Annotated in this window: 20 protein-coding genes and 1 pseudogene; 16 read left to right on the plus strand and 5 right to left on the minus strand. The window is 59.2% G+C overall.

The genetic code is table 11. The features are described 5' to 3' along the window. Position 1 precedes the first annotated feature (1 nt). A complete protein-coding gene (locus AKU94_RS04100; RefSeq protein WP_050526095.1) occupies positions 2-1,057 on the minus strand; it encodes a 2,3-butanediol dehydrogenase in 1,056 nt (351 codons plus the stop codon). A gap of 236 nt (positions 1,058-1,293) precedes the next feature. Here AKU94_RS04100 and AKU94_RS04105 point away from each other — a divergent pair, with 236 nt between their 5' ends. Together AKU94_RS04105 and mgtE are read left to right on the plus strand one after the other, a co-directional pair. Next, positions 1,294-2,985, plus strand: coding sequence for an alpha/beta hydrolase (locus AKU94_RS04105; protein WP_050526058.1), 1,692 nt, complete (start codon positions 1,294-1,296; stop codon positions 2,983-2,985). A gap of 1 nt (position 2,986) precedes the next feature. Continuing rightward, positions 2,987-4,291, plus strand: a complete 1,305-nt coding sequence (mgtE, locus tag AKU94_RS04110; RefSeq protein ID WP_050526059.1) for a magnesium transporter — start codon at positions 2,987-2,989, stop codon at positions 4,289-4,291. 6 nt (positions 4,292-4,297) lie between these two features. Here mgtE and AKU94_RS20210 read toward each other — a convergent pair whose 3' ends face one another. Then, positions 4,298-4,954: an MFS transporter gene (locus AKU94_RS20210; protein ID WP_232295677.1), complete on the minus strand. Its 657-nt coding sequence runs from the start codon at positions 4,952-4,954 to the stop codon at positions 4,298-4,300. Beyond that, positions 4,872-5,582: an MFS transporter gene (locus tag AKU94_RS20215; protein WP_232295674.1), complete on the minus strand. Its 711-nt coding sequence runs from the start codon at positions 5,580-5,582 to the stop codon at positions 4,872-4,874. The genes AKU94_RS20210 and AKU94_RS20215 overlap by 83 nt, the downstream gene beginning before the upstream one ends. A gap of 84 nt (positions 5,583-5,666) precedes the next feature. Here AKU94_RS20215 and AKU94_RS04120 point away from each other — a divergent pair, with 84 nt between their 5' ends. The 6 genes from AKU94_RS04120 (at position 5,667) to AKU94_RS04145 (ending at position 14,626) form a co-directional block, all read left to right on the plus strand. Continuing rightward, positions 5,667-5,888 carry a hypothetical protein gene (locus AKU94_RS04120; RefSeq protein WP_050526060.1) on the plus strand — a complete coding sequence of 74 codons (222 nt, stop codon included), beginning with the start codon at positions 5,667-5,669 and terminating at the stop codon, positions 5,886-5,888. Positions 5,889-6,054: 166 nt separating this feature from the next. Beyond that, positions 6,055-7,065, plus strand: a complete 1,011-nt coding sequence (locus tag AKU94_RS04125) for a ligase-associated DNA damage response exonuclease (RefSeq protein ID WP_050526061.1) — start codon at positions 6,055-6,057, stop codon at positions 7,063-7,065. Further along, on the plus strand, positions 7,065-8,624 hold the full coding sequence (locus tag AKU94_RS04130; RefSeq protein WP_050526062.1) for a cisplatin damage response ATP-dependent DNA ligase: 1,560 nt from the start codon (positions 7,065-7,067) through the stop codon (positions 8,622-8,624). Before AKU94_RS04125 ends, AKU94_RS04130 begins: the two co-directional genes overlap by 1 nt. Further along, a complete protein-coding gene (locus tag AKU94_RS04135) occupies positions 8,624-10,996 on the plus strand; it encodes a ligase-associated DNA damage response DEXH box helicase (RefSeq protein ID WP_050526063.1) in 2,373 nt (790 codons plus the stop codon). Before AKU94_RS04130 ends, AKU94_RS04135 begins: the two co-directional genes overlap by 1 nt. Further along, a complete protein-coding gene (gene pdeM, locus AKU94_RS04140; protein ID WP_050526064.1) occupies positions 10,993-11,631 on the plus strand; it encodes a ligase-associated DNA damage response endonuclease PdeM in 639 nt (212 codons plus the stop codon). The genes AKU94_RS04135 and pdeM overlap by 4 nt, the downstream gene beginning before the upstream one ends. Positions 11,632-11,734: 103 nt before the next feature. Then, the gene (locus tag AKU94_RS04145; RefSeq protein ID WP_050526065.1) at positions 11,735-14,626 is read left to right on the plus strand and encodes a response regulator; all 2,892 of its coding nucleotides are present in this window, start codon (positions 11,735-11,737) and stop codon (positions 14,624-14,626) included. 781 nt (positions 14,627-15,407) lie between these two features. Here AKU94_RS04145 and AKU94_RS18995 read toward each other — a convergent pair. Both AKU94_RS18995 and AKU94_RS04155 read right to left on the minus strand, forming a co-directional pair. Next, positions 15,408-15,668 (minus strand): annotated as a pseudogene (locus AKU94_RS18995) (transposase); the annotation flags it as partial. Between the two features lie 79 nt (positions 15,669-15,747). Continuing rightward, entirely contained in the window at positions 15,748-16,023 is a 276-nt protein-coding gene (locus tag AKU94_RS04155) for a hypothetical protein (RefSeq protein ID WP_157056402.1), read from the minus strand. Between the two features lie 845 nt (positions 16,024-16,868). On the opposite strand from AKU94_RS04155, the gene AKU94_RS04160 reads away from it, so the two are divergent. The 8 genes from AKU94_RS04160 to AKU94_RS04195 all read left to right on the plus strand — a co-directional run bounded on the left by AKU94_RS04160 (position 16,869) and on the right by AKU94_RS04195 (position 24,099). Continuing rightward, a complete protein-coding gene (locus AKU94_RS04160; RefSeq protein WP_050526096.1) occupies positions 16,869-18,365 on the plus strand; it encodes a UbiD family decarboxylase in 1,497 nt (498 codons plus the stop codon). After that, a complete protein-coding gene (locus AKU94_RS04165; protein WP_050526068.1) occupies positions 18,362-18,937 on the plus strand; it encodes a UbiX family flavin prenyltransferase in 576 nt (191 codons plus the stop codon). The genes AKU94_RS04160 and AKU94_RS04165 overlap by 4 nt, the downstream gene beginning before the upstream one ends. Positions 18,938-18,939: 2 nt before the next feature. Beyond that, complete coding sequence (ric, locus tag AKU94_RS04170; RefSeq protein ID WP_050526069.1) at positions 18,940-19,605, plus strand: iron-sulfur cluster repair di-iron protein; 666 nt, start codon at positions 18,940-18,942, stop codon at positions 19,603-19,605. Next, complete coding sequence (locus AKU94_RS04175; protein WP_083444919.1) at positions 19,535-20,752, plus strand: NnrS family protein; 1,218 nt, start codon at positions 19,535-19,537, stop codon at positions 20,750-20,752. Before ric ends, AKU94_RS04175 begins: the two co-directional genes overlap by 71 nt. Positions 20,753-20,819: 67 nt before the next feature. Next, complete coding sequence (gene ubiT / locus AKU94_RS04180; RefSeq protein WP_083444920.1) at positions 20,820-21,362, plus strand: ubiquinone anaerobic biosynthesis accessory factor UbiT; 543 nt, start codon at positions 20,820-20,822, stop codon at positions 21,360-21,362. Continuing rightward, positions 21,362-22,339 (plus strand): ubiquinone anaerobic biosynthesis protein UbiU, encoded by a 978-nt coding sequence (gene ubiU, locus AKU94_RS04185; RefSeq protein ID WP_050526071.1) that lies wholly within the window; start codon positions 21,362-21,364, stop codon positions 22,337-22,339. The genes ubiT and ubiU overlap by 1 nt, the downstream gene beginning before the upstream one ends. Before the next feature lie 72 nt (positions 22,340-22,411). Then, positions 22,412-23,245, plus strand: a complete 834-nt coding sequence (gene ubiV, locus AKU94_RS04190; protein ID WP_332307209.1) for a ubiquinone anaerobic biosynthesis protein UbiV — start codon at positions 22,412-22,414, stop codon at positions 23,243-23,245. A 173-nt stretch (positions 23,246-23,418) separates the two neighbouring features. Next, complete coding sequence (locus AKU94_RS04195; protein WP_050526072.1) at positions 23,419-24,099, plus strand: Crp/Fnr family transcriptional regulator; 681 nt, start codon at positions 23,419-23,421, stop codon at positions 24,097-24,099. Positions 24,100-24,397 lie beyond the last annotated feature (298 nt).

Here is a 24,397-nt window from a genome sequence, read left to right on the forward strand (position 1 = left end):
GTCAGGCAGGTGCCTTGACCAGAATTTTGACCTGGCTTTTTTCCGCGCTCAGCACGTCAAAACCTTCGGCGACGATATCGTCGATCTCGATCCGCTTGGTTACAAGGGTCTCGGCCTGGAAGTAGCCGCGCGTCATCAACTCCATCACCGCAGGATAAATGTTGCGATACGCGATAGTGCCCTTGATCGTGCGTTCGCTCAGCACTACCGTATTGGGCTGGAACGCCGCCTCGCTTTCCCAGATCGACACGATCAGGGTCTGGCCTTCGTGGCGCGTACTGTCGATGGTCTGGGCCAGAACCTGCGGAACGCCCGTGACCTCAAAGGCGACATTTACGCCACTGCCGGTTGCCTTGCGGATCTCGGCGACGACATCGGTCTCGGTTGGGTCCATCGCACGGGTTGCGCCCAGCTCCACCGCTTTGGCACGGCGTTCTTGCGATGGCTCGACCACGTAAACCTGTGCCGCACCGGCGGCACGCAACGCCTCGACCACCAGCAGCCCGATGGGACCGGCCCCGAATACGGCAGCCGTATCGCCGGCCTTGATATCGCTGACCCGCACCGCATGAAGTGCAACGGCGGCAGGCTCCACCAAGGCGCCCTGCTCCATCGACAGCCCGTCAGGCATCTTGTGGACCATATGCGCAGGCACAACAGAATAGGCCGCAAACCCGCCCGCGCCGCCTGACAGCCCTACAAAGCCCAGATCCTTGCAAAGGTTGTACTTGCCCTCAAGACATGCGGCGCAGTTTCCGCAGCTAAAGATCGGTTCGACAGCGACACGGTCACCGATTTTGAGCCCGTCTACACCCTCGCCCAGCTCGGTGATCTCACCGGCATATTCATGGCCCATGGTAATCGGGGCCTTGTCGTGGCTAAGCGGATGGTTCTCACCAACGGGAACAAAAATCGGACCAGCCAGATATTCATGAAGATCGCTGCCGCAGATGCCTGTCCATGCGACCTTGATCTTGACATCACCCGGTTTGACCTGTGGTTCGTCGATCTCTTCGACCCGGATATCCTTGGCGGCGTGCCAGCGTGCAGCTTTCATGATCATGCTCCTTTGCTGTGCGGGCGTTAATGCCCGCTGATGTGTCGGAACGGTTGCACGCGCTGCAACCTCTCCTTGTTTATATGTAGTCTATATAACTCTTTTTATAAGGTATTGACCTGAATCAATTTAGGCGCAGAGCAACTCAGCGGCCATCTTCGCAGGCCCTGTTCAATGCCGCGCTGGCGGTATTGTTCTCGCTTGACCTTCGGTTGGTTTTTCACAAGACATGGACCATGCGCTTTCTGAACCGAACCGGTTTATATGTCCTGCCTCTTTGTCTCGCGTTTGTGTCGCTGGCGACATCGCTGACACCGTCGCTGATCCCGCGTGACTGGCAGGTGCAGGGTATCCTTGGCGGGATCGTCATGGGCGTCGGATATGTGATCGGGCGTCTGTTCATTGCATTTTGGCGTTTGCTGGAATTGCCCGAACCAAAGGGGCGGGCCATTGCTTTGGCGCGGTTCATCGCGGTGGTTCCGACCGCCATGATACTTGCTTGGTGCCTGTTTTCCGCACGCGATTGGCAGAACGGCATCCGCATGCGGATGGGGATGGACCTGCTTGAGAGTTCGAACACGTTTCGGATGCTGGCGCTTGCCCTTGTCGGCTTTGGCGTGCTGGTTTTGTTTGGCTATGCGCTGCAATGGCTGTTCGACAGAATACGCTTTCGCCTTTACCGGTTCATGCCGATGCGCACGGCAAATCTGGCCGGCTTTATCCTGACGGCGCTTGTGTTGATCTTCCTCGCGCGGGACGGGGTGATAAACCGCGTGCTCATTGGTCTGGACGATTCCGTGACCCTGGCACAGCGGCTTTTTGCGGATGCCCCGCCACCCCCCGAGGCACAGGGGCTGACGGGCGGTGCCGCATCGCTGGTTGATTGGGGTGCGTTGGGTCAACCGGGGCGCGATTATATCCTTGGCGGGCCCGATGCCACCGACATCGCCAGCTTTACCGGGGGTGAGGCAATGACCCCCATCCGCGTCTATGTCGGGCGGGCCCAGGCCGACACAGCCCAGCGCCGCGCCGACATTGCGCTGGCCGAACTGATCCGACAGGGCGGGTTTGAGCGCGAAGTGCTGATTGTTTCAATGCCGACCGGAACCGGCTGGATGGATCCCGGCGCGATGGACCCGGTCGAATATATGCATGACGGCAATATCGCGACGGTCGCGGTCCAGTATTCCTATCTGCAATCGCCGCTTGCGCTCATCCTTGAAACCCAGTCGGGACTTGATCAGGCCGCAGCACTGATCTCTACGGTGCATCGCTATTGGCGCGACTTGCCCAAGGATGCGCGGCCGCGCCTTTATGTCTTTGGGCTGAGCCTTGGCGCGTGGTCGTCGATGCATGGAACCGACCTGTTTGTGTTGCTCGACGATCCGATCAACGGCGCACTCTGGGCCGGGCCGCCTTTTCCGTCTGTACGCTGGCAGAATGTGGTTGCCTCACGCAATGCAGATAGCCGTTATGTCGCGCCTGTTCTGGGCGACGGACAGCTGGTTCGTTTTGCATCACATGACAAGGATGTGGGCGGGCCAGACGGATGGGGAGATATGCGTATCGTCTATCTGCAATATCCAAGCGATCCGATCGTGTTTTTTACCACCAGTGCGGCCTTTCGCGCGCCACAATGGATGAAAGAGCCGCGCGCGGCCGACATATCCCCCGACATGCGCTTCACCCCCGTGGTAACACAGTTACAGCTCGCCGTTGACATGCTTTTGGCAAATACCGCACCCGAGGGCCATGGGCATGCCTATTATGCCGCCGACTACATCGGCCCGTGGGTCGCGGTGACCGCCCCCACAGGCTGGACTGCACAGGACACCACGCGTCTGATTGCTCTTTGCGATAACGGTTTTAAAAATGGCTGCTATGATGCGCCCCACACCGCGTCGACTGCGATCAACGAAAGGCCCTGATATGCCAACCGATACGGATCCACATGAGGTCCCATCTTTCCATGACGCGCGTCCCGTCGATATGGCCAGCCGGCTGGGTGATCTCGCTGCACAAGATGTTGCGCGGCATTTTATGAACCTTACAGACGCACAGCAGCCGGTGGTTTTCAGCCATCTGACAATGGAATTGCAGTGCAATCTTGCGCAGCGGTTGCCCGGTCCTACCCTGACCCGCATTGTGGCAAAGATGAAGGCCGACGACCGTGCCGATCTGTTCAACCTGCTCCCCCCGCATGAGCAGGCGCGACTGGCGCAGGAATTGTCGCCGGAAATACGAGAGGACATCCAGCGCCTCGCCACCCATCCCGACGAAAGCGCCGGGGCCATCATGACCTCGGACTATGCCGTGCTCGACGCAGGCATGACCACCGCACAGGCCATCGCGGCACTGCGCGATCAGGCGCCGGGGGCAGAGACGATTTATCGGTCCTATGTGGTCGACCGCGATCATCTCCTGACCGGATCGGTGCGCCTGCACACACTTATTCTGGCGCAGGACGACACTTTGGTCCGTGACCTGATGGAGGCGGCCCCGATTTCGGTTTCGCTTGATGCCGATCAGGAAGAAGTCGGCAAAATGATCGCGCGATATGATCTTTTGGCGATCCCGGTCGTGGATGAAGGCGGGCGGCTGGTGGGGATCGTCACCCATGATGATGCAGCCGATGTGATGCAGGCCGAGGCCACCGAGGATTTTCAGAAAATATCCCATGTATTGCCGTTCAAGCAGACCATGCGCGAAGCGGGCATCGGGATACTCTATTCGCGCCGTATCGTCTGGCTTGCGCTTTTGGTTTTTGGCAATCTGTTTTCGGGCGCGGGAATTGCCTATTTCGAGGATGTTATCCTTGCCTATGTCTCACTGGTCTTTTTCCTGCCGCTTCTGATCGACAGCAGCGGGAATGCCGGCTCACAATCGGCCACGCTGATGGTGCGCGCGCTGGCCACGGGCGATGTGGAAATGAAGGATTGGCGGGCACTGATCACGCGAGAACTGGCTGTCGCTGCCGCACTCGGTGCCACGATGGCGGCCGTCGTCATGCCGTTGGGTGCGTGGCGGGGGGGCTGGGATGTGGCTATGGCGGTGGGGCTGACAATGTTTTTGGTCGTGATCATCGGCTCGTTGGTGGGCATGTCGCTGCCGTTCCTGCTCAGCCGTTTGCGGCTTGATCCCGCAACGGCAAGCGGGCCGCTTGTGACCACGATTTCGGATGCAACGGGCGTATTGATCTATTTCACCATCGCTTCGTTCATTCTTGGCTTTTGAACCCCTTTAAACCGGCAGGTCAGATGCCGACGTTTCGGGCTCCGGTTCGGTGCGCGGGTCAAGCACCAATGCCGTGGGCGAGCTATCAGGTAGCGGCACAAATTTCTCGCGTTCCGCCTCTGGCGATTGCGGAACCGTCCGGGCAACCTGCAACACGAAAAGCGCATAGGTAACTGCAATCACGGACTCAAACACAAAGAAAGATAAGGGTCCGAATACCGCCATCAGCGCCGATGTCAGCAACGGTCCGATGGTCGCGCCGATCGAATAGACCATCAGCAGGCGCCCCGACGCTGCCACATAAAACTTGCGATCCAGCCGGTCAAAGGTTTGCGCGACACAAAGCGGATAAACGCTGCTGATTGCACCGCCAAAGGTCAATGCCATAAGCATCAACACAGTCAACGGCACACCATTGGCGATTGAAACCGACAAAAGCCCCCATGATGTGCCGACCGCGATCAAGATACCGGCCATGACGATGCGCCGGTCAAACCTGTCCGCCAGCATTCCGATAGGGATCTGGAAAACCAGCCCGCCCAATACGACAACGCTCATGAACATCGCCGCCTCTGTCACGCTAAGGCCAATCTGGCGGGCAAAGACGATGGCCAGCGCATAGAATGAGCCAATGAGGATGCCTGCAACAGCGGCGCCGACCACCCCGACCCGTGAGGCGGCATAGATATCTTTTACACCAAGTATTCTGATCTCGCGCAGATCCGGTTCGCCCAGGCGCGTCATCGCGATGCGCGATGGGTGTCAGTGACAGCCCGATCAAAGCCGAAGCCAGCATAAATTGTTCACTACCGCCGACCGGCGAAATGTTGACCAAAGTCTGGCCCAGTGCCACCGAGAGATAGAAGGCCAGCATGTAAAAACCAAGCACACGACCGCGGGACTGATTGTCGCTGCGTTCGTTCAGCCAGCTTTCGATCGAGGTCGTCATCCCCGCAATGCAAAAGCCATTGACGACCCGCAGGATCATCCAGGCCGCCGGGGTGAAAAAGAAATGATAGGTCAGGCAGGTCGCTGCCGTCGGCGCGGCAAAGGTTGAAAAGGCACGGATATGCCCGATGCGCATGATGATGTGCTTTGCTTTGAAACCGCCAAGGGCCAGCCCCAGATAATAGGCCGCCATGATCGCGCCCGTCAGGGCCACAGGATAGCCCGCCGTTTCCATGCGCAGCGGCAGCACCACGCCGAGCAGGCTGTTGCCTGCCATGAAGACAGCGGTTCCACCCAGCAGGGATCTGACGGACGCGAGCGTTTCGCGCATGTTCTGGACCATGGTATCAATCCGCCTTCGGCTGTGTCGTCAAAAGTCGGGACATTTTAAACCTATAGCCGAAGTCAAAGCTGTGGCAACGTATTCATGCACAAGCCCCCGGCCAAGCGCCGCGCCGCTCTGTCCAACCTGCTGACAGGTCCGGCGATACACCCGACGCATTTGCCCAAGAAACGTCATGCCACAACCGCTCAAAGCAAGGCCGCATACAGCGTTGGCAGACCTTTACTGGCCTTCCTACGCGTGGCGCGGGCCTTCTTCTGGATATTCGCCTTCGACCTGATCGGGATCGCCTCCTATCAAAAATGAACCAAACATCCATGCAGCCCGTATGCTTTGCATGTTGATGGGCAACTTTGGAGTCACGGACGAATGTGGCCAACATGGGAACTTTTCAGCGGCCTAATAGTTTGATTGCAGGATGTGGCCTGCCTGCAGAGTGCAAGAAACCCACACATAGGGGAATAACCGGCTAATGATTGACTCCGCCGCTCTTTTGCAGGTTCGTGCCGAAGGTCTGTTTTGTCCTGCAGGCGGGTTTTATATCGATCCGGTCAGACCGGTGGAAAAAGCGCTGATCACACATGGGCATGCAGATCACGCCCGCGCGGGGCATGGGGCGGTGATGGCAACGGCGCAGACCCTCGACATCATGGCAATCCGCTATGGCAATGATTTCACTGCCAGCCGACAGGTCGCCAGCGGGCAACAGCAGGTGGGGGATGTATGCGTATCCTTTCATCCCGCGGGCCATGTTCTGGGCTCTGCCCAGATCGCGCTGTCCCACAAAACGGCCGGAACTGCCGTTGTCACCGGTGATTATTCTCGCAGCCCAAATCCCGCCTGTGCGCCCTTTGAACCGGTGCCCTGTGACATTCTGGTGACCGAGGCGACCTTTGCCTTGCCGGTGTTCCGGCACCCGGATGCCTCTGATGAGATCACGCGGCTGCTTGCCTCGATCGCCGCTTTTCCTGAGCGTGCACATCTGATCGGGGCCTATGCGCTTGGCAAGGCACAGCGGATCATCATGCTGTTGCGGCACGCGGGGTGGGACGGGCCGATTTACATCCACGGAGCTCTGCAACGCTTGTGTGACTATCACATCAGTCAGGGCATCCCCTTGGGCGATCTGCGCCCGGCCACAATTTCGCGCGGCCAAAAGGCGGATTTCGCCGGACAGATCATCCTTGGCCCGCCCTCGGCCTTTGCCGCAACCTGGGCGCAGCGGTTTCCCGATCCGGTTATCTGTTTTGCCAGCGGATGGATGCAGGTGCGCGCGCGCGCCCGTCAACGCGGGGTGGAACTGCCGTTGATCATCTCTGACCATGTTGACTGGCCCGATCTGACCCGCACGATATCCGAGCTTGATCCCTCACAGACATGGGTGACCCATGGCCGCGAGGATGCGCTGATGCGCTGGTGTGAACTGCAAGGGCGCGACGCCCGTCCGCTGCGTCTGTTGGGATATGAAGAGGAGCAGGATTGATGCGCGCCTTTTCCGCCCTTCTGGACCGTCTGGCCTTTACCCATCAGCGCAATGGCAAGATTGCCCATCTGATGCAGTTTTTTGCCGCCACGCCCGACCCTGCCCGTGGTTTGGCTCTGGCGGTAATGACGGGGGATCTGGGGCTGAGGGCTGTGACCCCCTCGATGCTGCGCGCCTTGGCGTCCGAGCGTATCGATTCACAGCTGTTCGCGCTAAGCTATGATTTCGTCGGCGATCTGGCCGAAACCATCGCGCTGATCTGGCCAGAGGCAACAGTTTTAAGCGACACCCCCCTTCCCGACTTGGTAGAGGAGTTGCGCATAACCCCGAAATCCGGGCTGCCCGCGCTGATCGCCAAACGGCTGGACAGCATGTCCCCGTCCGAGCGGTATGCCTATCTCAAGCTTGCCACGGGGGGGCTGCGCGTCGGCGTTTCAGGGCGGTTGGCACGCAAGGCGCTGGCCGATTATGGCGGCCTGCCCCTGACCGAGGTCGAAGAGGTCTGGCATGGGCTGACCCCGCCCTACGAAAACCTTTTTGCCTGGGCCGAAGGTGGCGCGAAACCTGCCGCCGCCGCGCATGCGCCGTTCCGCCCTGTCATGCTGTCCACACCGACGGATCTGGCGGCCCTTACCGACCTTGATCCGGCGGATTTCGATGCCGAGTGGAAATGGGACGGTATTCGGGTGCAGGCGGTCAGCGACTGTGGCACGCGCAGGCTCTATTCGCGCACGGGTGAGGATATCTCACCTGCTTTCCCTGATATTTTGGAGACCTTGGATTTCGAGGGCACCATTGACGGCGAATTGCTGGTCCGGCGCGGCGATGCGATTGCGCCCTTTGGCGATCTGCAAAAACGTCTGGGGCGCAAGACTGTCAGCCGGAAACTGCTGCAAAGCCACCCTGCGCACCTGCGGGCCTATGACCTTTTGGTATGGCAGGGCGACGATCTGCGCGGCCTGCCCTTCTTGGCCCGCCGCGCTGAATTGGAACGCGCCGTCGCATCCGTGGGTCAGCCGCGCATGGATCTTTCGCCGCTGCTTGCCTTTGCCCGCTGGGATGATCTGGCGGCCCTGCGCGCAGCACCGCCCGACAGCGTGATCGAGGGCGTGATGATCAAACGTCGCGACAGCCCCTATCTTGCCGGGCGCAAAAAGGGTCCGTGGTTCAAATGGAAACGCGACCCGATGATCGTGGATGCCGTGCTGCTTTATGCCCAACGTGGCCATGGCAAGCGATCCGGCTTTTATTCCGATTTTACCTTTGGCGTCTGGGACGGGGACAGCCTTGTTCCGGTCGGCAAGGCCTATTTCGGCTTTACCGATGCAGAGTTGAAGGCGTTGGACCGGTTTGTGCGCAATAACACCATCGAAACCTATGGGCCTGTGCGCGCACTCAAACCAACCAAAGTGGTGGAGGTGGCATTTGAGGGGCTGAACCGCTCGGCGCGCCACAAATCCGGGGTCGCCATGCGCTTTCCGCGTATCTCGCGCATCCGCGATGACAAACCCGCAGCTGAGGCCGACCAGTTGCAAACCCTGCGGGACATGTTGCCCTGATGTCGCTGCCGCCCGATATCGCTGCCTGGTTTGCACAACGCGGATGGGTCCCGCACCCTCACCAACTTGCGCTGATGGGGGCTGCGCGCGACACATTGCTGATCGCCCCGACCGGCGGCGGAAAGACGCTGGCGGGGTTTTTGCCAAGTCTGGCGGAATTGCGATTACCCCATAAGGGATTGCACACGCTTTATATCTCTCCGCTCAAGGCACTTGCGAATGATATTGCACGCAATCTGGCCGCGCCCGTCACAGCGCTTGACCTTGATATCAGGGTAGAGGACCGCACCGGTGACACAAACCCCGGTCAGCGCGCGCGGCAGCGGGTCGACCCACCCCATATCCTGCTGACCACACCCGAAAGCCTTGCCTTGATGCTGTCCTATCCCGAGGCGCCGCGCATCTTTGGCAGTTTGCGCCGCGTGGTGATTGACGAAATCCACGCCCTAGCCGAAAGCAAACGAGGCGATCAGCTGATGCTTGGGCTGGCGCGTTTGCGCAGCATTGCACCCACATTGACCGTGACCGGTCTCTCGGCCACGGTGGAAAACCCCGCACAGCTTGCACAATTCATGGGCGGTGCAGAACTGGTGCTGGCCGATCCCGGCCCCCAACCGGATATAGCCATGCTTGCGACAGGCACACCGCCGCCTTGGGCGGGCGGCGGCGGTCAATACGCCGTAGAGGATGTGATGGCCGCGATCCGTTCTGCGCGGCTGACGCTTGTGTTCATCAACACCCGCGCGCAGGCAGAGCTGTTCTTTCAGGCACTTTGGGCCGTGAACACCGAAAACCTGCCCATCGGGCTGCATCACGGCAGCCTGTCACGCGAGGTTCGCCAGAAGGCCGAGGCCGCGATGGCAGCGGGTCATTTGCGGGCCATGGTCTGCACCGGCAGCCTTGATCTTGGGATTGACTGGGGGGACGTCGATCTGGTCATTCAGCTCGGTGCGCCCAAAAACATCAAGCGCTTGGTGCAGCGGATCGGCCGCGCCAACCACCGCTATGACACCCCCAGCCGCGCGCGGATCGTTCCCGCCAACCGCTTTGAGGTGATCGAATGTGTGGCGGCGCTGGAGGCCGTGGCCGCACGCGATCTTGATGGTGTGCCGCATCCGCCCGCGCCGCTCGACGTGCTTTGCCAGCACATCTTGCTGACGGCCTGCGCTGCCCCGTTCGATGCCACATCGCTCTATCATGAAATCTGCCGCGCCGGGCCTTATCGCAAGCTGGCCCGCGCCGATTTTGATGCCTGTCTGGAGTTTTGCGCCACCGGCGGCTATGCGCTGCGCGCCTATGATCGCTGGCAGCGATTGATCCTGCGTGATGGGCTGTGGCAACTGCGCGACCCGCGCACGGCACGGTTGCTGCGCATGAACATTGGCACGATCGTCACCGCCGAGATGATACAGGTGCGCAGGCGTCGCAGCCTTGCGCGGTTGGGCGAGGTAGAGGAGAGTTTTGCCGCCAGCCTGTCACCCGGCGACACTTTTTTGATTGGCGGCCAGACGGTGCGCTATGATCGCCTGCGCGACATGATGCTGGAGGTAACGCCACAGCCCACGCGACAGCCCAAGATCGCCGTTTTCAGCGGAATGAAGATGGCCACCTCGACCGAGCTGTCGGCGCGTGTTCTGGCGCTGATCGGTGACCCGTCGCGTTGGGCCGCCCTTCCGGCGCACACGCGCGACTGGCTGGCAATGCAAGACAAGATCGCGGCACTGCCCACCCCCGGCACCCTGACCTGCGAAACCTTTACGCGGCGCGGGCGGTCCTATTTCTGTCTGTACGGGTTTGGCGGGCGCAACGCGCATCAGACATTGGGCCTGCTATTGACCCGCCGGATGGAGGAAGAGGGGTTCGGCCCCTTGGGATTTGTCGCGACAGATTACGCGTTGCTGATCTGGTCGATTGATCCGGTGCTGGACCCCGCCCCCCTTCTGCGCCTTGACAATCTGACCGAGGGGATGGAGCAATGGCTTGCCTCCAACGCGCTGATGAAGCGTATATTTCGCAGCATCGCCACCATCGCCGGGCTATTGCACCGCAATTTGCACGGCGCGCGCAAATCAGGCAAACAGGCAACATTTTCCTCGGATATCTTATATGACACCTTGCACAGATACGACCCCGATCACCTGCTGTTGCGGACCACCCGTCAGGCTGCGCGCCACGGGCTGGTGGATTTTGATCGTATTGAGGCTATGCTCTCTGCCAGCCCAAAGATTGTGCATTCCGTGGTGCCGCATGTCACGCCATTCGCCGCACCCTTGCTGTTGGAAGCAGGCAAAGTGCCTATTCAGGGCTTGGGTGCCGAACGTTTGCTGGAGGCAGAAGCCGCGCGCATGATGGATGAGGCAGGGCTGACATGACCGGTTATCCGTTGACATTTGCCGGAACGGATTTTGTCGCGCTGCCAAGCGGGGCCTTGTTTTGTCCGGCCGCATCGGCGTTGATCCTTGCCGATCTGCACTTGGGGAAATCCGAACGTATGGCCCGGCGCGGTGGGGCATTGCTGCCCCCGTTTGAAACGCGCGACACCCTAGACCGCTTGCGCCGCGAGATCCGGCAGACCGGGGCGAGGCAGCTTTTCCTGCTGGGCGATATATTTGACGACGACCACGCCCGCGAGGCATTGACACAAGACGATCAAGACCTGTGGAACCGCATCACAAGTGCCACCGCCTGCATCTGTCTGGCTGGCAACCATGACCCCGGCGCGCGCGCCGAGGCCGTACTGGGCGCGATAACCCTGCGCCATATCGCGGACCGTGGGCCGGATATATCTGGCCATTACCACCCCAAGGTGCGGCTGAACAATGTCACGCGAAAGGCCTTTCTTGTCGGGCGGGATCATTTGATCCTTCCGGCATTTGGCACCTTTACCGGCGGGCTTGATGCGACCGACACATCGCTGACCACCCTTGTCGGGCCCGGCATCGCCATTCTGACCGGCCCCAGACCCTTTGCGGTTCCCTATTGTCAGCCAAAAGGGCCAAAGCGATAGACAATGGACAAAGACGCCGCAGTCTTCACACCGCATTTCATGAGTAGTTAAGGTAAAGATAATGGTGTAAAGCCAAGCCTTGCCAAGACTGAGGAAGCCGACCATGCAGATTGATCTGGACGCTCTTTTCGCAAAGGCGCCTTCGCCCTACGTCCTTCTCGATTCCGACCTGCGCATGGTCTGGACCAATGAGGCCTACCTGCAGGTCACCGGACGTCAGCAAGAAGATATCATCGGGCGGCTGATCACCGAAGCTTTTCCGGCCCCTGTCGAATCTGTCTCTGATCAGATGCTGCGTGGCTCATTGCAGCGCGTATTGGAAACCGGACAGGCCGATCATTTGCCGTTGATCCCCTATCCCATCGAAACCGCCGATGGCCACATCGATGACCGATACTGGAGCGCGACCCACACCCCGATCCTCGACACCGCCGGTCAGGTGGCGTTTATCCTGCAAAATAGCGTCGATGTAAGCGATCTTTATCGCGGCAAACAGACGGCGGGCACACAGGATCTTGCGCGCAACGCAGCACTGATCCATCGTGCCGAGGCTGTCGCAACCGAAAATCTGGCCCTCGGCAAGATGACCGAATTTTTTCAATCCGCTTTCGACCACGCCCCCAGCTTCATGGCAACTCTCAACGGGCCAGACCATGTATTCAGGATCGTTAATCAGGCCTATACCGATCTGATCGGTGACAGGGAGCTGATCGGCCTGCCGGTTCGCGAGGCCCTGCCCGACGTCGAGGGACAGGGGTTCTTTGAACTCCTTGACCGCGTGTATCAGACGGGACAGCCTGTCTCTTTCAAGGCGATGGCAGTGGAAATTCAGCCCTCACCGGATGCGCGGCCGCAACAGCGTTTTGTTGATTTCATTTTCCATCCCCTGAATGATGCGACCGGCGCGCCGTCGGGGATTTTTGTTCAGGGGCATGATGTCACCGGCCAAAAGATTGCCGAGGCCGAGTTAACCGTAAGGCGCGACAAGTTCCGGCTCATGGCGCAGACAATGCCGATTCATGTTTGGACCGCCGATAAGGATGGCGGGCTGAACTGGCTGAACGACCGGCTCTATGAGTTTACCGGCCTTAGCGAAGGTGAACTTTACCAGACGGATTGGGCCCGGGTCGTGCATCCCGACGACCTTGACCTCGCGACCGAACGATGGGCCGCGTCGATTAGCGAGGGCATCGCCTATGAAACCGAATTCCGGATCCGCAAGGCCGATGGCAGCTATCGATGGCACATCGTGCGCGCCTCGCCATTGCGCAGGAACGACGGGACGCTGACCGGCTGGGTCGGCACCAATACCGATATCGAAGAGCGCAAAAACATCGAAGCCGAAATCGCCAGGGTCAATTCAACCCTTGAAGAGCGGGTGGCACGCCGCAACCGCGAGCTGGAAGAGGTAAACGCAGCGCTGCGTCAAAGCCAGAAACTAGAGGCAATCGGTGGTCTGGCAGGCGGAATTGCGCATGATTTCAATAACCTGCTACAGGTCATAACGGGAAACCTACAGTTTGCGATGCGCGACCTGCCACCTGACGCCCCGGCCAAAACGCGTCTTGATCAGGCGATGAGAAGCGTCAAGCGTGGCGCGACACTTGCCTCGCAACTGCTATCATTCGCGCGCAAGCAGCCGCTTGCGCCGGTGGTCACCAACCTCAACAGTCTTATCGATGAGACCGTTGATATCCTGCGCAGCGCCATTGGCGAGGGTGTCACGCTTGAAACACGCCTTGAGGACGGGCTTTGGAACACCAGCGTCGATCGCAACAGTATGGAAAACGCCCTTCTGAACCTTGTGATCAATGCGCGCGATGCGATGGAGGGACAGGGAAAGCTGACAATTCATTTGCGCAATGCAACGCTGGACAACGGCTTCGCGCAAACCCATCCGGGCGCAGAACCCGGCGCCTATGTTTGCGTCACAGTCGCCGATACCGGTTGTGGCATGACACCAGAGACAGCCGAGCGCATATTCGAGCCCTTCTTTACCACAAAGGCCGATGGCCATGGCACAGGTCTTGGCCTGTCTATGGTTTACGGCTTTGCAAAACAATCCGGTGGCCATGTCACGATTGACAGCCAGATCGGGGTTGGCACCGCGATAGAAATCTATCTGCCCCGCTCTTTTGCACAAGAGCAAATGACCCATCCCGTCGGGGATGGCGATCTTGCAGGCGGGGCTGAAACGATCCTGCTGGTCGAGGATGACAACGAGGTACGCGAGGTCGCGTTCAACATGCTGTCGGATCTTGGCTACACGGTTCTTCAGGCATCTGGCGTTGATAAGGCGCTGAGCCTGTTGGCCGAAGGTCAGCATGTGGACCTTCTGTTCACTGATGTGGTGATGCCGGGCGGGGCCTCTGGCCATTTACTGGCAAAACAGATGCGCGTGATGCGCCCGGGGGTGCCGGTGCTGTTCACTTCGGGCTATGTGCAGGATACCATCGTGCATGAAGGCCGACTGAATGAGGGGGTTCAATTGATCGAAAAACCCTATACCCAAGTGCAGCTGGCGCGAAAAATCCGGGAGGTGCTGGGGCGCGACGGGACTGCCGTTAAAACAACGCCGCCCGATAGTGCCGCCGATTGCGGCCTATCCGGTCCCACGGCCAGCGCAACAGCCAGCCCCAAAGCGCTGCGCATTCTGATCTGTGAGGATGACATCCTGATCCGGCTGGATATGGCAGAAGAATTGCGCGGCGCCGGTTATGAGGTGCTGGAAGCCGCAACCGTGCAAGCAGCACTTGATCTGCTGAGGGCTGAGGCCGTGGATGTGCTGATCACCGATGTTGGCCTGCCTGATCGAACGGGTGAGGATCTTGCACAAGACGCCAGGGAAATAGATGCCGAACTGCCGGTAATTTTTGCAACCGGCGGTGTCGATGTCCCTTCGGCCACCACTCTGGGCAAGTGCAAAGTGCTCACCAAGCCCTTCGCGGGCGCCACCCTGCAAGGCGCCATCAAGGGCCTGACGACCACTGCCTGATGCCCGCGCACCCCAGTTGGCCCGGTTACCTCTCCGCATCGGTCAATTTCGGGTTCTGCACGTCTGCTGTGCTGTCACAATCCGGCAGTTACCTTCGCTATCAAAAGTCCTTTCGCTCTTTTCACCCTCATTCACCCCGTAAAAAGTGCTTACCTCACAGCAAGGCCGACAACCACAGCGCAACTCATCGCCCGCAAAGTTGAATGTCATACCTTGGCGGACCGCAATATTGCGGTGCCTAACGTCAGGGATTGTCACGGCATTTTCATGTATCATCAACGGTTTGGTTATGTATCGACCCTTAAGTCCATTCCAAACGTTCAAAATCCGACCGAGCGCCACAGAGCCAGTGTCTCCCTGCCCCTTCGCGTTAAAACAACGTCCCACCTAGGGTCACGCCAAAGTCAGAGTTGTCAGCAATGTGGTATCCGATTGATGTGCCGTTATGATCTTGCTCGGCGCTGCAAAAACAAGATCAAACCGGCAGAGGCACCCATTGGCCTTGCCGCGCTTGCGTTCCGGCCTCTCAATTTATTCAAGCCGCCTTTCGGGCGACGTCCAACGGACCTTTGTGATCTCGCGACAAGTGTCGGCGTTTGAGGTAGTCGACGCCATTGACATATTGGAATATCGCCCCTTCTGCATTACGTCGTGTTCCCCATCAATTGCCCCAGATCAGTTCGGCCTTGTTGGTGTTGACGATGATGATGAGGATCAGGAAACAGCCCCGGGGGCCTGTTCTCCCGACGCAAGAACGACCGCATTGACGCTCCTATCGTCGTCAAGCGGCGATTTGGGATCGTCTCGGGACGCCCAGTTGGCTGTGAGCTTCGTGGACGATATAGCGGTTCAAGCAATGAATGATCTCTCTTTTGCTTTTGCCGTCTTTCGTGCGTCTCTTGACATAGGCCAGTGTCGGTGCGTGGGTTTGCATCCTGACGGTGGCAACAGGATAAAGCACGGCATTGGTCTGTCTGTTGCCGCCGCGGCGCAATCGAAAGCGATGTGTTTTGCCGCTGGATGCCGGAATAGGGCAAACGCCGCAGAGCGTTGCCGGGGCGACTCGACGGTCGACACGTCAATACAATGACGCAACGTCAATCCTAACATAGGACAGGCAATCAAACCGCAAGACCATGCTCGTAGTCGTAGAAATGAAGCCCATCTGCATCGAAATCGCGATTCAACAGATTGGCCGCTGTATTTAAAGTGTAACCACTGTCTGTCGTGATTTGGAATTTTTGGGCTCTGGTTTTCTTGATGCATTCTCGTGTCACTTCTGCCCGGCAGCGGATGTTTTTATGCGTGAGAGGGGGGATTGGACCCGCAAAGAAGCCTGAACGGGACTCTTTCGCTCTTCCCTGCCAACGGATTGCCGCCTTTTTCGATTGGTCCACCTCCTCTCGAAGCAAGCACACTTCTTTGCGAAGCCGTAGGTTCTCGCACTCAACGGCATGGTGCATACCCGTAATCAAGCCTTCACAGCCCTTCTCAGACCGTTGCTTCACGATAGCCTGAGAGGATGCTTTTGCACCGAATTGATATGACGCCGCCCCCCAACGCCCAAATCAGAGGAAACCTGCGATCACATCAACCCGCTGGTCTGGGCGATCCGCATTGCATTCCGTTTAAACCCGTAATTGTATCTCTTCGCCAATCCTTGTCCCCTCATGGTAAAGATTGCGCTAAAAGGACCGGAACCAGACCGCGAAATGACCCGTTGATGGTGCTAGCCGCTGCATGCCATCCGTTTCTTCTGGTTTGCGGGGCTGGGCATCAATCACTACATGCGGGTTGCGACCGTGTCTCCGAAGAAACGCGATCCGATGATGAACAGCGCGCAATCATGGGCACCGTGGCGGGCGGCCGCCGCAGGGTTTCACCCAGGCCTGTGCATCGTCTTTGGTTACAAATCCTTTTGGTTGATCGGTCCGGGCGATATTTGCAGGTTCAAAGCTGTGTCTCGACGAATAGGTCGCCCACGTCACCTCTGCATCGAACCAGATCACTAGACATCGCCGCTGCGTTTTCAAAGACCTGTACCCTTTGCGTGGCCGGAATTGGATGCGTAGCGCCAGACAGGTGCCCCTCACGCGGCAAGGTCACGGCAGGTTTTGCTGGGCCTATTGTGCAAGGGGCCTCGCATCACTTTCTAAATCCAAATCAGAGTGCACTTGATAATCGTCAAATCAATTTCAATGTCGGGCTGATAGCAGAGTGGCAATTAACTATGAGGCCCGCCATTCGCAGTTTGCCCCCCTTTATTGATCTTCGCGCCTTTCTGGCTTGGGCCAGAGAGAGGGACGACCTGTTATGCCTGCCCGACAAGATCAACCTGAAACATGAGATGACAGCACTGCAGTTGGCTGCTTTGCGCGCCAACGGGCCGATATTGCGGTTTGATGCAGCTGTTGCCGGGCCGGACCATGTGCCTTTTATGCCCGTGATCGGTAATCTTTTTGGCACGCCGGATCGGGTCGCGGCCGGGCTTGGGCTGACTTTGGATCAGGTTCCCGCCTTTGGCGCGTTCCTTGCCGCGCTTCGCAGTCCGCCACCGGTGGATGGGATGCGCGATGCCCTTTCACGCTGGCCAATGCTGAAGGCGGCGCTGGCCACGCGGCCCAAAGTGTTGCGCAATGCGCCGGTGCAAGAGGTCGAGGCACCTGTCGATATGGGTCAGATACCGGTGCAGACCCCTTGGCCCGAAGATGCCGGTCCGCTGATCACCTGGCCCGTTGTTATAACGCGGCCCCATGGGGCCGCGCCCGATGCTGTGGCGCAGTATAATCTGGGTGTTTACCGCGCGCAGGTGATCGGACCAGACCGGCTTATCCTGCGCTGGCTGGCCCATCGTGGCGGGGCGGCCCATGCCCGCAGTTGGGCACAGGCAAATGAGCCGATGCCGGTTGCGATTGCCCTTGGCGCGGACCCGGCAACCCTGCTTGCGGCAGCGCTTCCCCTGCCGGAAACCGTTTCAGAGCTTGCGTTTTCGGGTGTATTGCGAGGTGCCCGCACCCAACTTGTTGCAGCACGAACAGTGCCGCTTTTGGTGCCTGCGCATGCCGAGATTATGATTGAAGGTTGGGTTCACCCGAATGATACCGCCCCAGAGGGGCCGTTTGGGGACCACACCGGCTATTATAACTCGGTCGAAAACTTTCCTGTCATGCGGATTTCGGCCATCACCCATCGCCGCGATCCGCTATACCTGAGCACAGTCACGGGGCGTCCACCGGATGAACCCTCGGTGATCGGCGAGGTGTTCAACACCTTGGCGCTGCCGGTAATCCGCGCACAAACCCCTGAAATCCGTGATCTTTGGCTGCCGCCTGCGGCCTGTTCCTACCGGATGGCCGTGGTTCAAATCTCTAAACGTTATCCCGGTCAAGCGCGGCGGGTGATGATGGCATTATGGGGGATGCTGGCGCAGTTTTCCTATACCAAGACCATCGTTGTGGTTGATGAGGATATTGATCCGCGCAACTGGGATGATGTGGTTTGGGCCATGGCCACCCGCATGGACCCGGCGCGTGATGTCATGGTGCTGGAAAACACGCCGATGGACTATCTGGATTTTTCCAGCCCGCGCGATGGCTTGGCGGGCAAGCTTGGGATTGATGCCACGAATAAAATCGGCTCGGAAACCACGCGCGAATGGGGTCGGGTAATGACGCTCGACCCGGCACATGAGGCGCGCGCCGCCGAATTGATGGTACGTCATCTGGGGGGAAAACGATGACGGCACGGGTGGTTCTGGGGGTCTCTGGTGCCTCGGGTGCGGCACTTGCCTTGGGGGTGGCGCGGGTTTTGCGCCGCGCAGGGGTTGCCGTTGATTTGGTGCTCTCACCGATGGCCGAGCGAACCTTACTGCTGGAAATCGGGCCAGAGGCGCGGAGCGATCTGGTGGCGCTGGTGGATAACCTGCACGCGGTCACGGATTTGGGGGCAACGATTGCCTCTGGCTCTTATCCTGTGGCGGGGATGATCGTGGCGCCCTGTTCGATGCGCAGCCTTGCCGCGATCGCCAACGGGTTGGACGACAACCTGCTGACCCGCACTGCCTCGGTTCAGCTAAAAGAGCGCCGCCCCCTGGTATTGCTGGCGCGTGAGGCGCCACTGACCCTTGCCCATCTGCGCAACATGACGGCCGTGACCGAGATGGGCGGCATCATCATGCCCCCGGTGCCCGCGTTCTATCTGCGCCCGCAAACCACCGAAGAGATTACCACGCAGATTGCCGCCAGGGCGGTCGATCTGTTGCACCTTGCCCCCGCCCAAGCCAAGGCCTGGGCCCCTTCCATCGGAGACTGACCATGACGACTATGAACCTGGACACCCAAGTCCGAGATATCGCCGCGAACATGCCCGGTGCCGCCGAACTGTTCCGCCAGTCCGGTATCAGCTTTTGCTGTGGTGGCAAAATGCCCCTGGCCGAAGCGGCAAAGGCCCAGGGGCTGGAACCTGAGGCCCTGCTGGCACAGCTTTTCGCGCTGCAAGAGGACGCGAACCGTGAGGCCCCGACCGAAACACTGGCGCTGATTGACTATGTGTTGGACCGCTATCACGAAACTCATCGTCGGGAACTGGAAAGCCTGATCCCCCTGGCACAGCGGGTTGAGACGGTGCATGGCGATCACGACGAAGCCCCGCTGGGGATTACGGCGGCGCTGATTGCGCTGCATGATGAGTTGGATAGCCACATGATGAAGGAAGAGCAGGTCTTGTTCCCCATAATGCGGGCCGGCAATGTGGCCGCTTTGGCGGGTCCGTTGGCGGTGATGCGTGACGATCATCACGCTGCGACTGACCTTTTGCGCGGGATTGAACATGCAAGCAATGGGTTGACCCTGCCCGAAGGGGCCTGCGGGTCCTGGACCGCGCTTTATACCGGCCTGCGCAAACTTGGGGATGATCTTGTCGCGCATATCCACCTTGAGGAAACCGTGCTCTTTCCCCGTTTTGAACCAGAAGCCGCGTAACAGTACAACGCACCCCCATAAGCCATTGTTTTTGCTTATGGGGGTCTGGGCGATGCTGGTGCCATGGGTTTGGGTGTGGCCGGAATTGGTTGACGATCCGGTGTTTTGGCACGCGCATGAGCTGATCTTTGGCGTGGCAGGCGCGGCCCTCGGGGGTTACTTGCTCATTGCCTTGCCAAGCTGGACAGTATCGAAAGGCCGCCACAGGATCGGGCGCGTGTCACTGATCTTGTTGGTCTTTGCTTGGGGCCTTGGGCGGGCGGCGATGCTGTTGAATGCACAAGTGGTTGTTGTGTCAATCTGCGCCAGCCTGTTCCCTTTCAGCCTTTCAACTTTGTTGCTGCCGCCCTTGTGGCAGGCCCGTGCATGGCAGAAGCTGCCGTTTGCGGTGGTGCCAATGGCTTTGGCCGCCGCGGACCTGACGTGGCTGCAAATGCGGAGGGCTGGCGTATCGGATCTGTCATATGGGCTGGCTTCGGTTCTGGTTTTTGCTGTGATGATATCGGTGATTGGCGGTCGGACTTTGCCTGCCTTTATCAACAGCCGCTTTCACGGGGCGGGTGACACTGTTTTGCGCTTGCCTGCGCTTGGGGCAATCGCCAGCGGGCTTATCTTGATGTCGTTCATTTTCTTGATCGCAGAACAACCGGCGATATCCGGGACTATGATGATGGTGGCAGCGGCACTACAATTGGTCCGCCTCGTCGCATGGGGCAGATGGGCGCTCGTTGCGCATTTGGATTTGATGATGATGTACTTCGCTTGGGGGTGGCTGGTGATTGGATTGGCGTTGTTGGGGGCGACGCTGCTAATGCCGGGTGTATACGCACCCGCAAGAATGCTGCACGGTTTGACCATCGGTGCAATGGGGTCAATGATCATGGCCATTTCGTCGCGGGCTTTTATGGCACGCGCGCCGGGAAGGTTGCTGGCCAGCCCGATACAGGTCGCGTCTTTTGTCTTGATCGGGGCTGCTGCGGCAATTCGATTGCTGTTCCCCTATACCGACCTATTTGGCATTGCCGGGATGGAGTGGTCTGTCGGCGCGTGGAACCTTGGCTGGGCGCTGTATTTGCTGCCGCTATTGCGCAACCTGACAAAACCGCCCCCCTATCCGGTTCTAAGCGCTTTGCGCCGCCAAATTTGACGGGCGTCAATTCCTTTCCGGTTCGGGTTTGCTAGACGGGACACAGATTCTGACCGAAGGACATCTGATGCAGCCCGACCCCATGGCGATTAAATCGGCGCCGCCGCTTTTGGCCCTTGCCCTGCGCCCGCTGCCCTTGCTGCCGCTCGCTGCCGCGCTGACCGCGTTGACCCGCAGCGTGGCGACGCGTCATCCATCCCTGTTTCGCAGGCTTGGCCCCTATGCCAGTGCGAGCTTTGTGTTGGACCCAACAGACCTGCCCTTTGTGATCTGCCTGTCGTTCGATGCCACCAGACCGCAAGTCACCCTTCACCGGCAAGCACAGCAGGGCGACACCAAGATCGCGGGACCATTGGCCGCTTTGCTTGGGATGGTGCATGGTGCATTTGATGGCGATGCGCTGTTTTTCTCACGCGATCTGGTGATCGAGGGCAATACCGAGGCGGTATTGGCATTGCGCAACGCAATTGATGATGCCGAACTGGACATCGGCGCAGAGTTACAAGCGCTGTCCGGCCCTTTTGCGGGGCTGTTGGGGCGCGCGATTGCGATGGCGCAGGCCCGCACGGGGCTGTGCCTGTCCCGACCAGAAACAGGAGTGTATAACTGATGGAAATCGTTTGTCCTGCGGGAACGCCCGCATCATTGCGGGCCGCGGTCCGGGCCGGGGCACATACGGTCTATTGCGGCTTTGCCGATGAAACCAATGCGCGTAACTTTCCGGGCCTGAATTTTGACCGCGCTGAAATGCGTGAAGGCATCGCCTTTGCCCATGGTCACGGTGCAAAGGTGCTGATTGCGATCAACACTTTTCCGCGCGCGGGGGCCGAGGGTATTTGGCACAGCGCCGTTTCCGATGCTGCCGATTTGGGGGCTGATGCGGTGATTTTGGCCGACCTCGGTCTGTTGGATTACGCGGCACAAAATCACCCCGCGCTGCGCAGGCACCTCTCGGTTCAGGCGGCCGCGGCCAATGCCGATATGATCAACTATTACGCCGAAACATTTGGGGTAAGGCGGGTGGTTTTACCGCGCGTCCTGTCGGTGCCTGAAATCGCCGCGATCAACGCGGAAACTGAGGTGGAAACAGAGGTTTTCGTGTTCGGCGGGCTGTGCGTCATGGCCGAGGGACGGTGTTCGCTGTCATCCTATGCCACCGGAAAATCGCCCAATATGAACGGCGTTTGCTCCCCCCCCAGCCATGTGGATTACCGCAAGGAGGACGGTGAGTTGAAGGCGCGTCTTGGCGGTTATTTGATCCACAGCGCCGCCGAGGACGAACCCGCGCCCTATCCGACCCTGTGCAAGGGGTGCTTTACCGCAGGCGATCAAAGCGGCTATCTGTTCGAAGATCCGGTAAGTTTGAATGCCGAACAACTCATCCCGCAATTACACAAGGCAGGCGTGACCGCGCTGAAGATCGAAGGGCGGCAGCGCTCGGCCTCATATGTGGCACAGGTGGTGAAGAACTTTCGCGCGGCAGTAGATGCTTTGACATCGGGTCAACCGATGCCCGCCGGAATGTTGGCACGGCTGTCCGAAGGTCAGGCCAGCACCACCGGCGCCTATAAGAAAACATGGAGATAAGCCGATGAAACTTACCGTTGGCCCGACCAGTTCTTTTGGAAAGCAGATGCATGGGCTGCGTTTTACGAAAGCATCGCCCAAGCCCCTGTTGATCACATAAGCCTTGGCGAGGTGGTTTGTTCCAAACGTTTGCCGTTTTTCCAAGACCGTATCCCCGATGCGATTGGGGTGTTGCAAGCAGCTGGTAAAACTGTGGCGCTTAGCAGTCTTGCGCTGGTCACGCTGAAACGCGAACGCAAAATGACGGCAGAGCTGGCCGAGATGGGCGTAGAGATCGAGATCAACGACCTGACCGCGCTGGCGCATCTGCCGCCAAAGGCGCCGTTCAGCGTCGGCCCCTTGGTCAACGTTTATAATGAAAGCACGTTGCGCTGGCTTGGCGCGCGCGGTGCGGTGCGGATTTGCCTGCCGCCGGAATTGCCGCTGGACTCAATTGCAACATTGGCTTCCGCCGCGCGCGACAATGGTGTGGAAGTCGAGGTTTGGGGCTATGGCCGCGTTCCGCTTGCAATTTCGGGGCGTTGCTACCATGCGCGGCTACATGCACGGCCCAAAGACAATTGCCAGTTCGCCTGCGAAGATGACCCCGATGGCCTGTCCGTCCTAACCCGCGAGGGGCAGCCATTCTTGGCAATGAACGGTGTGCAAACGCTGTCGGACTCATACGCCTGCATGGCGTTGCAGGTTGACGCGCTGGCGCAGGCGGGGGTGTCTTCTTTGCGCCTGTCACCACAAACCGGCGATTTCACGAAAATTTGCGGGTCGTTTCGGGATCTGTTGGATGGGCGGCTTTCGGGGCCTGAACTGGTGAATAGGTTGCATGCCGACACCGACGGTCTGCGCCTGTCCGACGGATTTGTGCGGGGCGCGCGCGGGGCCGACTGGTCAGCGGCCGCCACACCATAATGGCGGCCCGTCCTTTGACCCGGCACTAGGGCAAAGAGAGAGTGTCGGGTCCAGTTGCACTGACGGTCGTCAAGACCGACGGCACAGAACTGCCCTGATACGAAGGGTCGCAGGCCCCAAACGTAGCGCCGCATTATGCGCCGTAGTATGCAGTCCCGAAAAAGGATCCGCACATGCGTGATTTCAGCCAGCTTCAGCACCCCTGTGGCAACTGCGGATTTCAGGATCAAAGCCTTTGGCAGCCTGTCAGCGGGGCTCTTTTGCCCACGCTTAACCGCGGGTTTAACCGCGTGCCATTAGAAACCGGTCAAATTCTGTTTGGACAAGGCGAGGAAAACACTGGCATCTACTGCATCTCCAAGGGGTTGATTGGGATGCGAAGCTGTCAGGGCGATGGGAGGTCAACCCTCTTGCGGCTTGGCTATCCCGGTGAGATTATCGGCTTCCGGTCCTTTATGGCTGGTCAACCCCATCACACCGAGGCGCAAGCCCTGATCCCCTCACGCGTCTGCATGGTCCCGCGTCATGCTGTCCGGCAAATCCTCGACCGCTCACCCGAGGTGCTTGGCCGCTTGGCAGATCGTTGCATTCAGGAAATCGACCGCAGCCACGCCCATATTATCGCCGCCGCTACCAGTTCAAACACAGAGCGGTTGTCGGATCTATTGGCAAAGCTGTTGCAAATACATGGGCAGGATTATGCGGATGGCAGGCGTATGGAGCTGCCCCTATCCCGCGCCGACCTTGCCGATCTGCTGGGGATACGGCCCGAGACATTGTCGCGTGTCGTCGCGCGTCTGGCAAGTAACGGCCCTTATACGATACGCGGCCGCGAAGTTTTGTTGCGGTCCTGAAACCTCTGGGGAGTGTGCTGTCGGGCCAATGTGAATCCGTCCTTCCAAGACCAGAGGGGCCTGTCCTTATACCGCACCGGGTTGGCGCCACTCGGTAGGCGCGGTTGAGCCTGAAATTGCCACCTGCGTAGAAATCGCCGCATCCGGCCTCAGCGTTGTGTGCCCTTCACGCCCACATATTGTAAAATATGATTATGTTTTGGCAGGAAGCGCCCTCGAATTGACCAACATCAAGGACAGCACATGCGCGGCGGCATTGACTGTCGAAACTCGGCATAGACCCAGGACATAATTTTAT

It is taken from the genome of Pseudorhodobacter aquimaris (genome assembly GCF_001202025.1).
GTDB lineage: Bacteria > Pseudomonadota > Alphaproteobacteria > Rhodobacterales > Rhodobacteraceae > Pseudorhodobacter > Pseudorhodobacter aquimaris.

Coding starts and splice junctions, on each gene's coding strand:
- ubiU (WP_050526071.1), top strand. CDS start 21,362: ATGGAAATCGTTTGTCCTGCGGGAACGCCCGCATCATTGCGGGCCGCG.
- AKU94_RS04165 (WP_050526068.1), top strand. CDS start 18,362: ATGACGGCACGGGTGGTTCTGGGGGTCTCTGGTGCCTCGGGTGCGGCA.
- AKU94_RS20215 (WP_232295674.1), bottom strand. CDS start 5,582: ATGGTCCAGAACATGCGCGAAACGCTCGCGTCCGTCAGATCCCTGCTG.
- AKU94_RS04100 (WP_050526095.1), bottom strand. CDS start 1,057: ATGAAAGCTGCACGCTGGCACGCCGCCAAGGATATCCGGGTCGAAGAG.
- AKU94_RS04135 (WP_050526063.1), top strand. CDS start 8,624: ATGTCGCTGCCGCCCGATATCGCTGCCTGGTTTGCACAACGCGGATGG.
- AKU94_RS04195 (WP_050526072.1), top strand. CDS start 23,419: ATGCGTGATTTCAGCCAGCTTCAGCACCCCTGTGGCAACTGCGGATTT.
- ubiT (WP_083444920.1), top strand. CDS start 20,820: ATGCAGCCCGACCCCATGGCGATTAAATCGGCGCCGCCGCTTTTGGCC.
- AKU94_RS04125 (WP_050526061.1), top strand. CDS start 6,055: ATGATTGACTCCGCCGCTCTTTTGCAGGTTCGTGCCGAAGGTCTGTTT.
- AKU94_RS04145 (WP_050526065.1), top strand. CDS start 11,735: ATGCAGATTGATCTGGACGCTCTTTTCGCAAAGGCGCCTTCGCCCTAC.
- AKU94_RS04175 (WP_083444919.1), top strand. CDS start 19,535: ATGATCTTGTCGCGCATATCCACCTTGAGGAAACCGTGCTCTTTCCCC.
- ric (WP_050526069.1), top strand. CDS start 18,940: ATGACGACTATGAACCTGGACACCCAAGTCCGAGATATCGCCGCGAAC.
- AKU94_RS04130 (WP_050526062.1), top strand. CDS start 7,065: ATGCGCGCCTTTTCCGCCCTTCTGGACCGTCTGGCCTTTACCCATCAG.
- pdeM (WP_050526064.1), top strand. CDS start 10,993: ATGACCGGTTATCCGTTGACATTTGCCGGAACGGATTTTGTCGCGCTG.
- AKU94_RS04120 (WP_050526060.1), top strand. CDS start 5,667: ATGCACAAGCCCCCGGCCAAGCGCCGCGCCGCTCTGTCCAACCTGCTG.
- mgtE (WP_050526059.1), top strand. CDS start 2,987: ATGCCAACCGATACGGATCCACATGAGGTCCCATCTTTCCATGACGCG.
- AKU94_RS04105 (WP_050526058.1), top strand. CDS start 1,294: ATGCGCTTTCTGAACCGAACCGGTTTATATGTCCTGCCTCTTTGTCTC.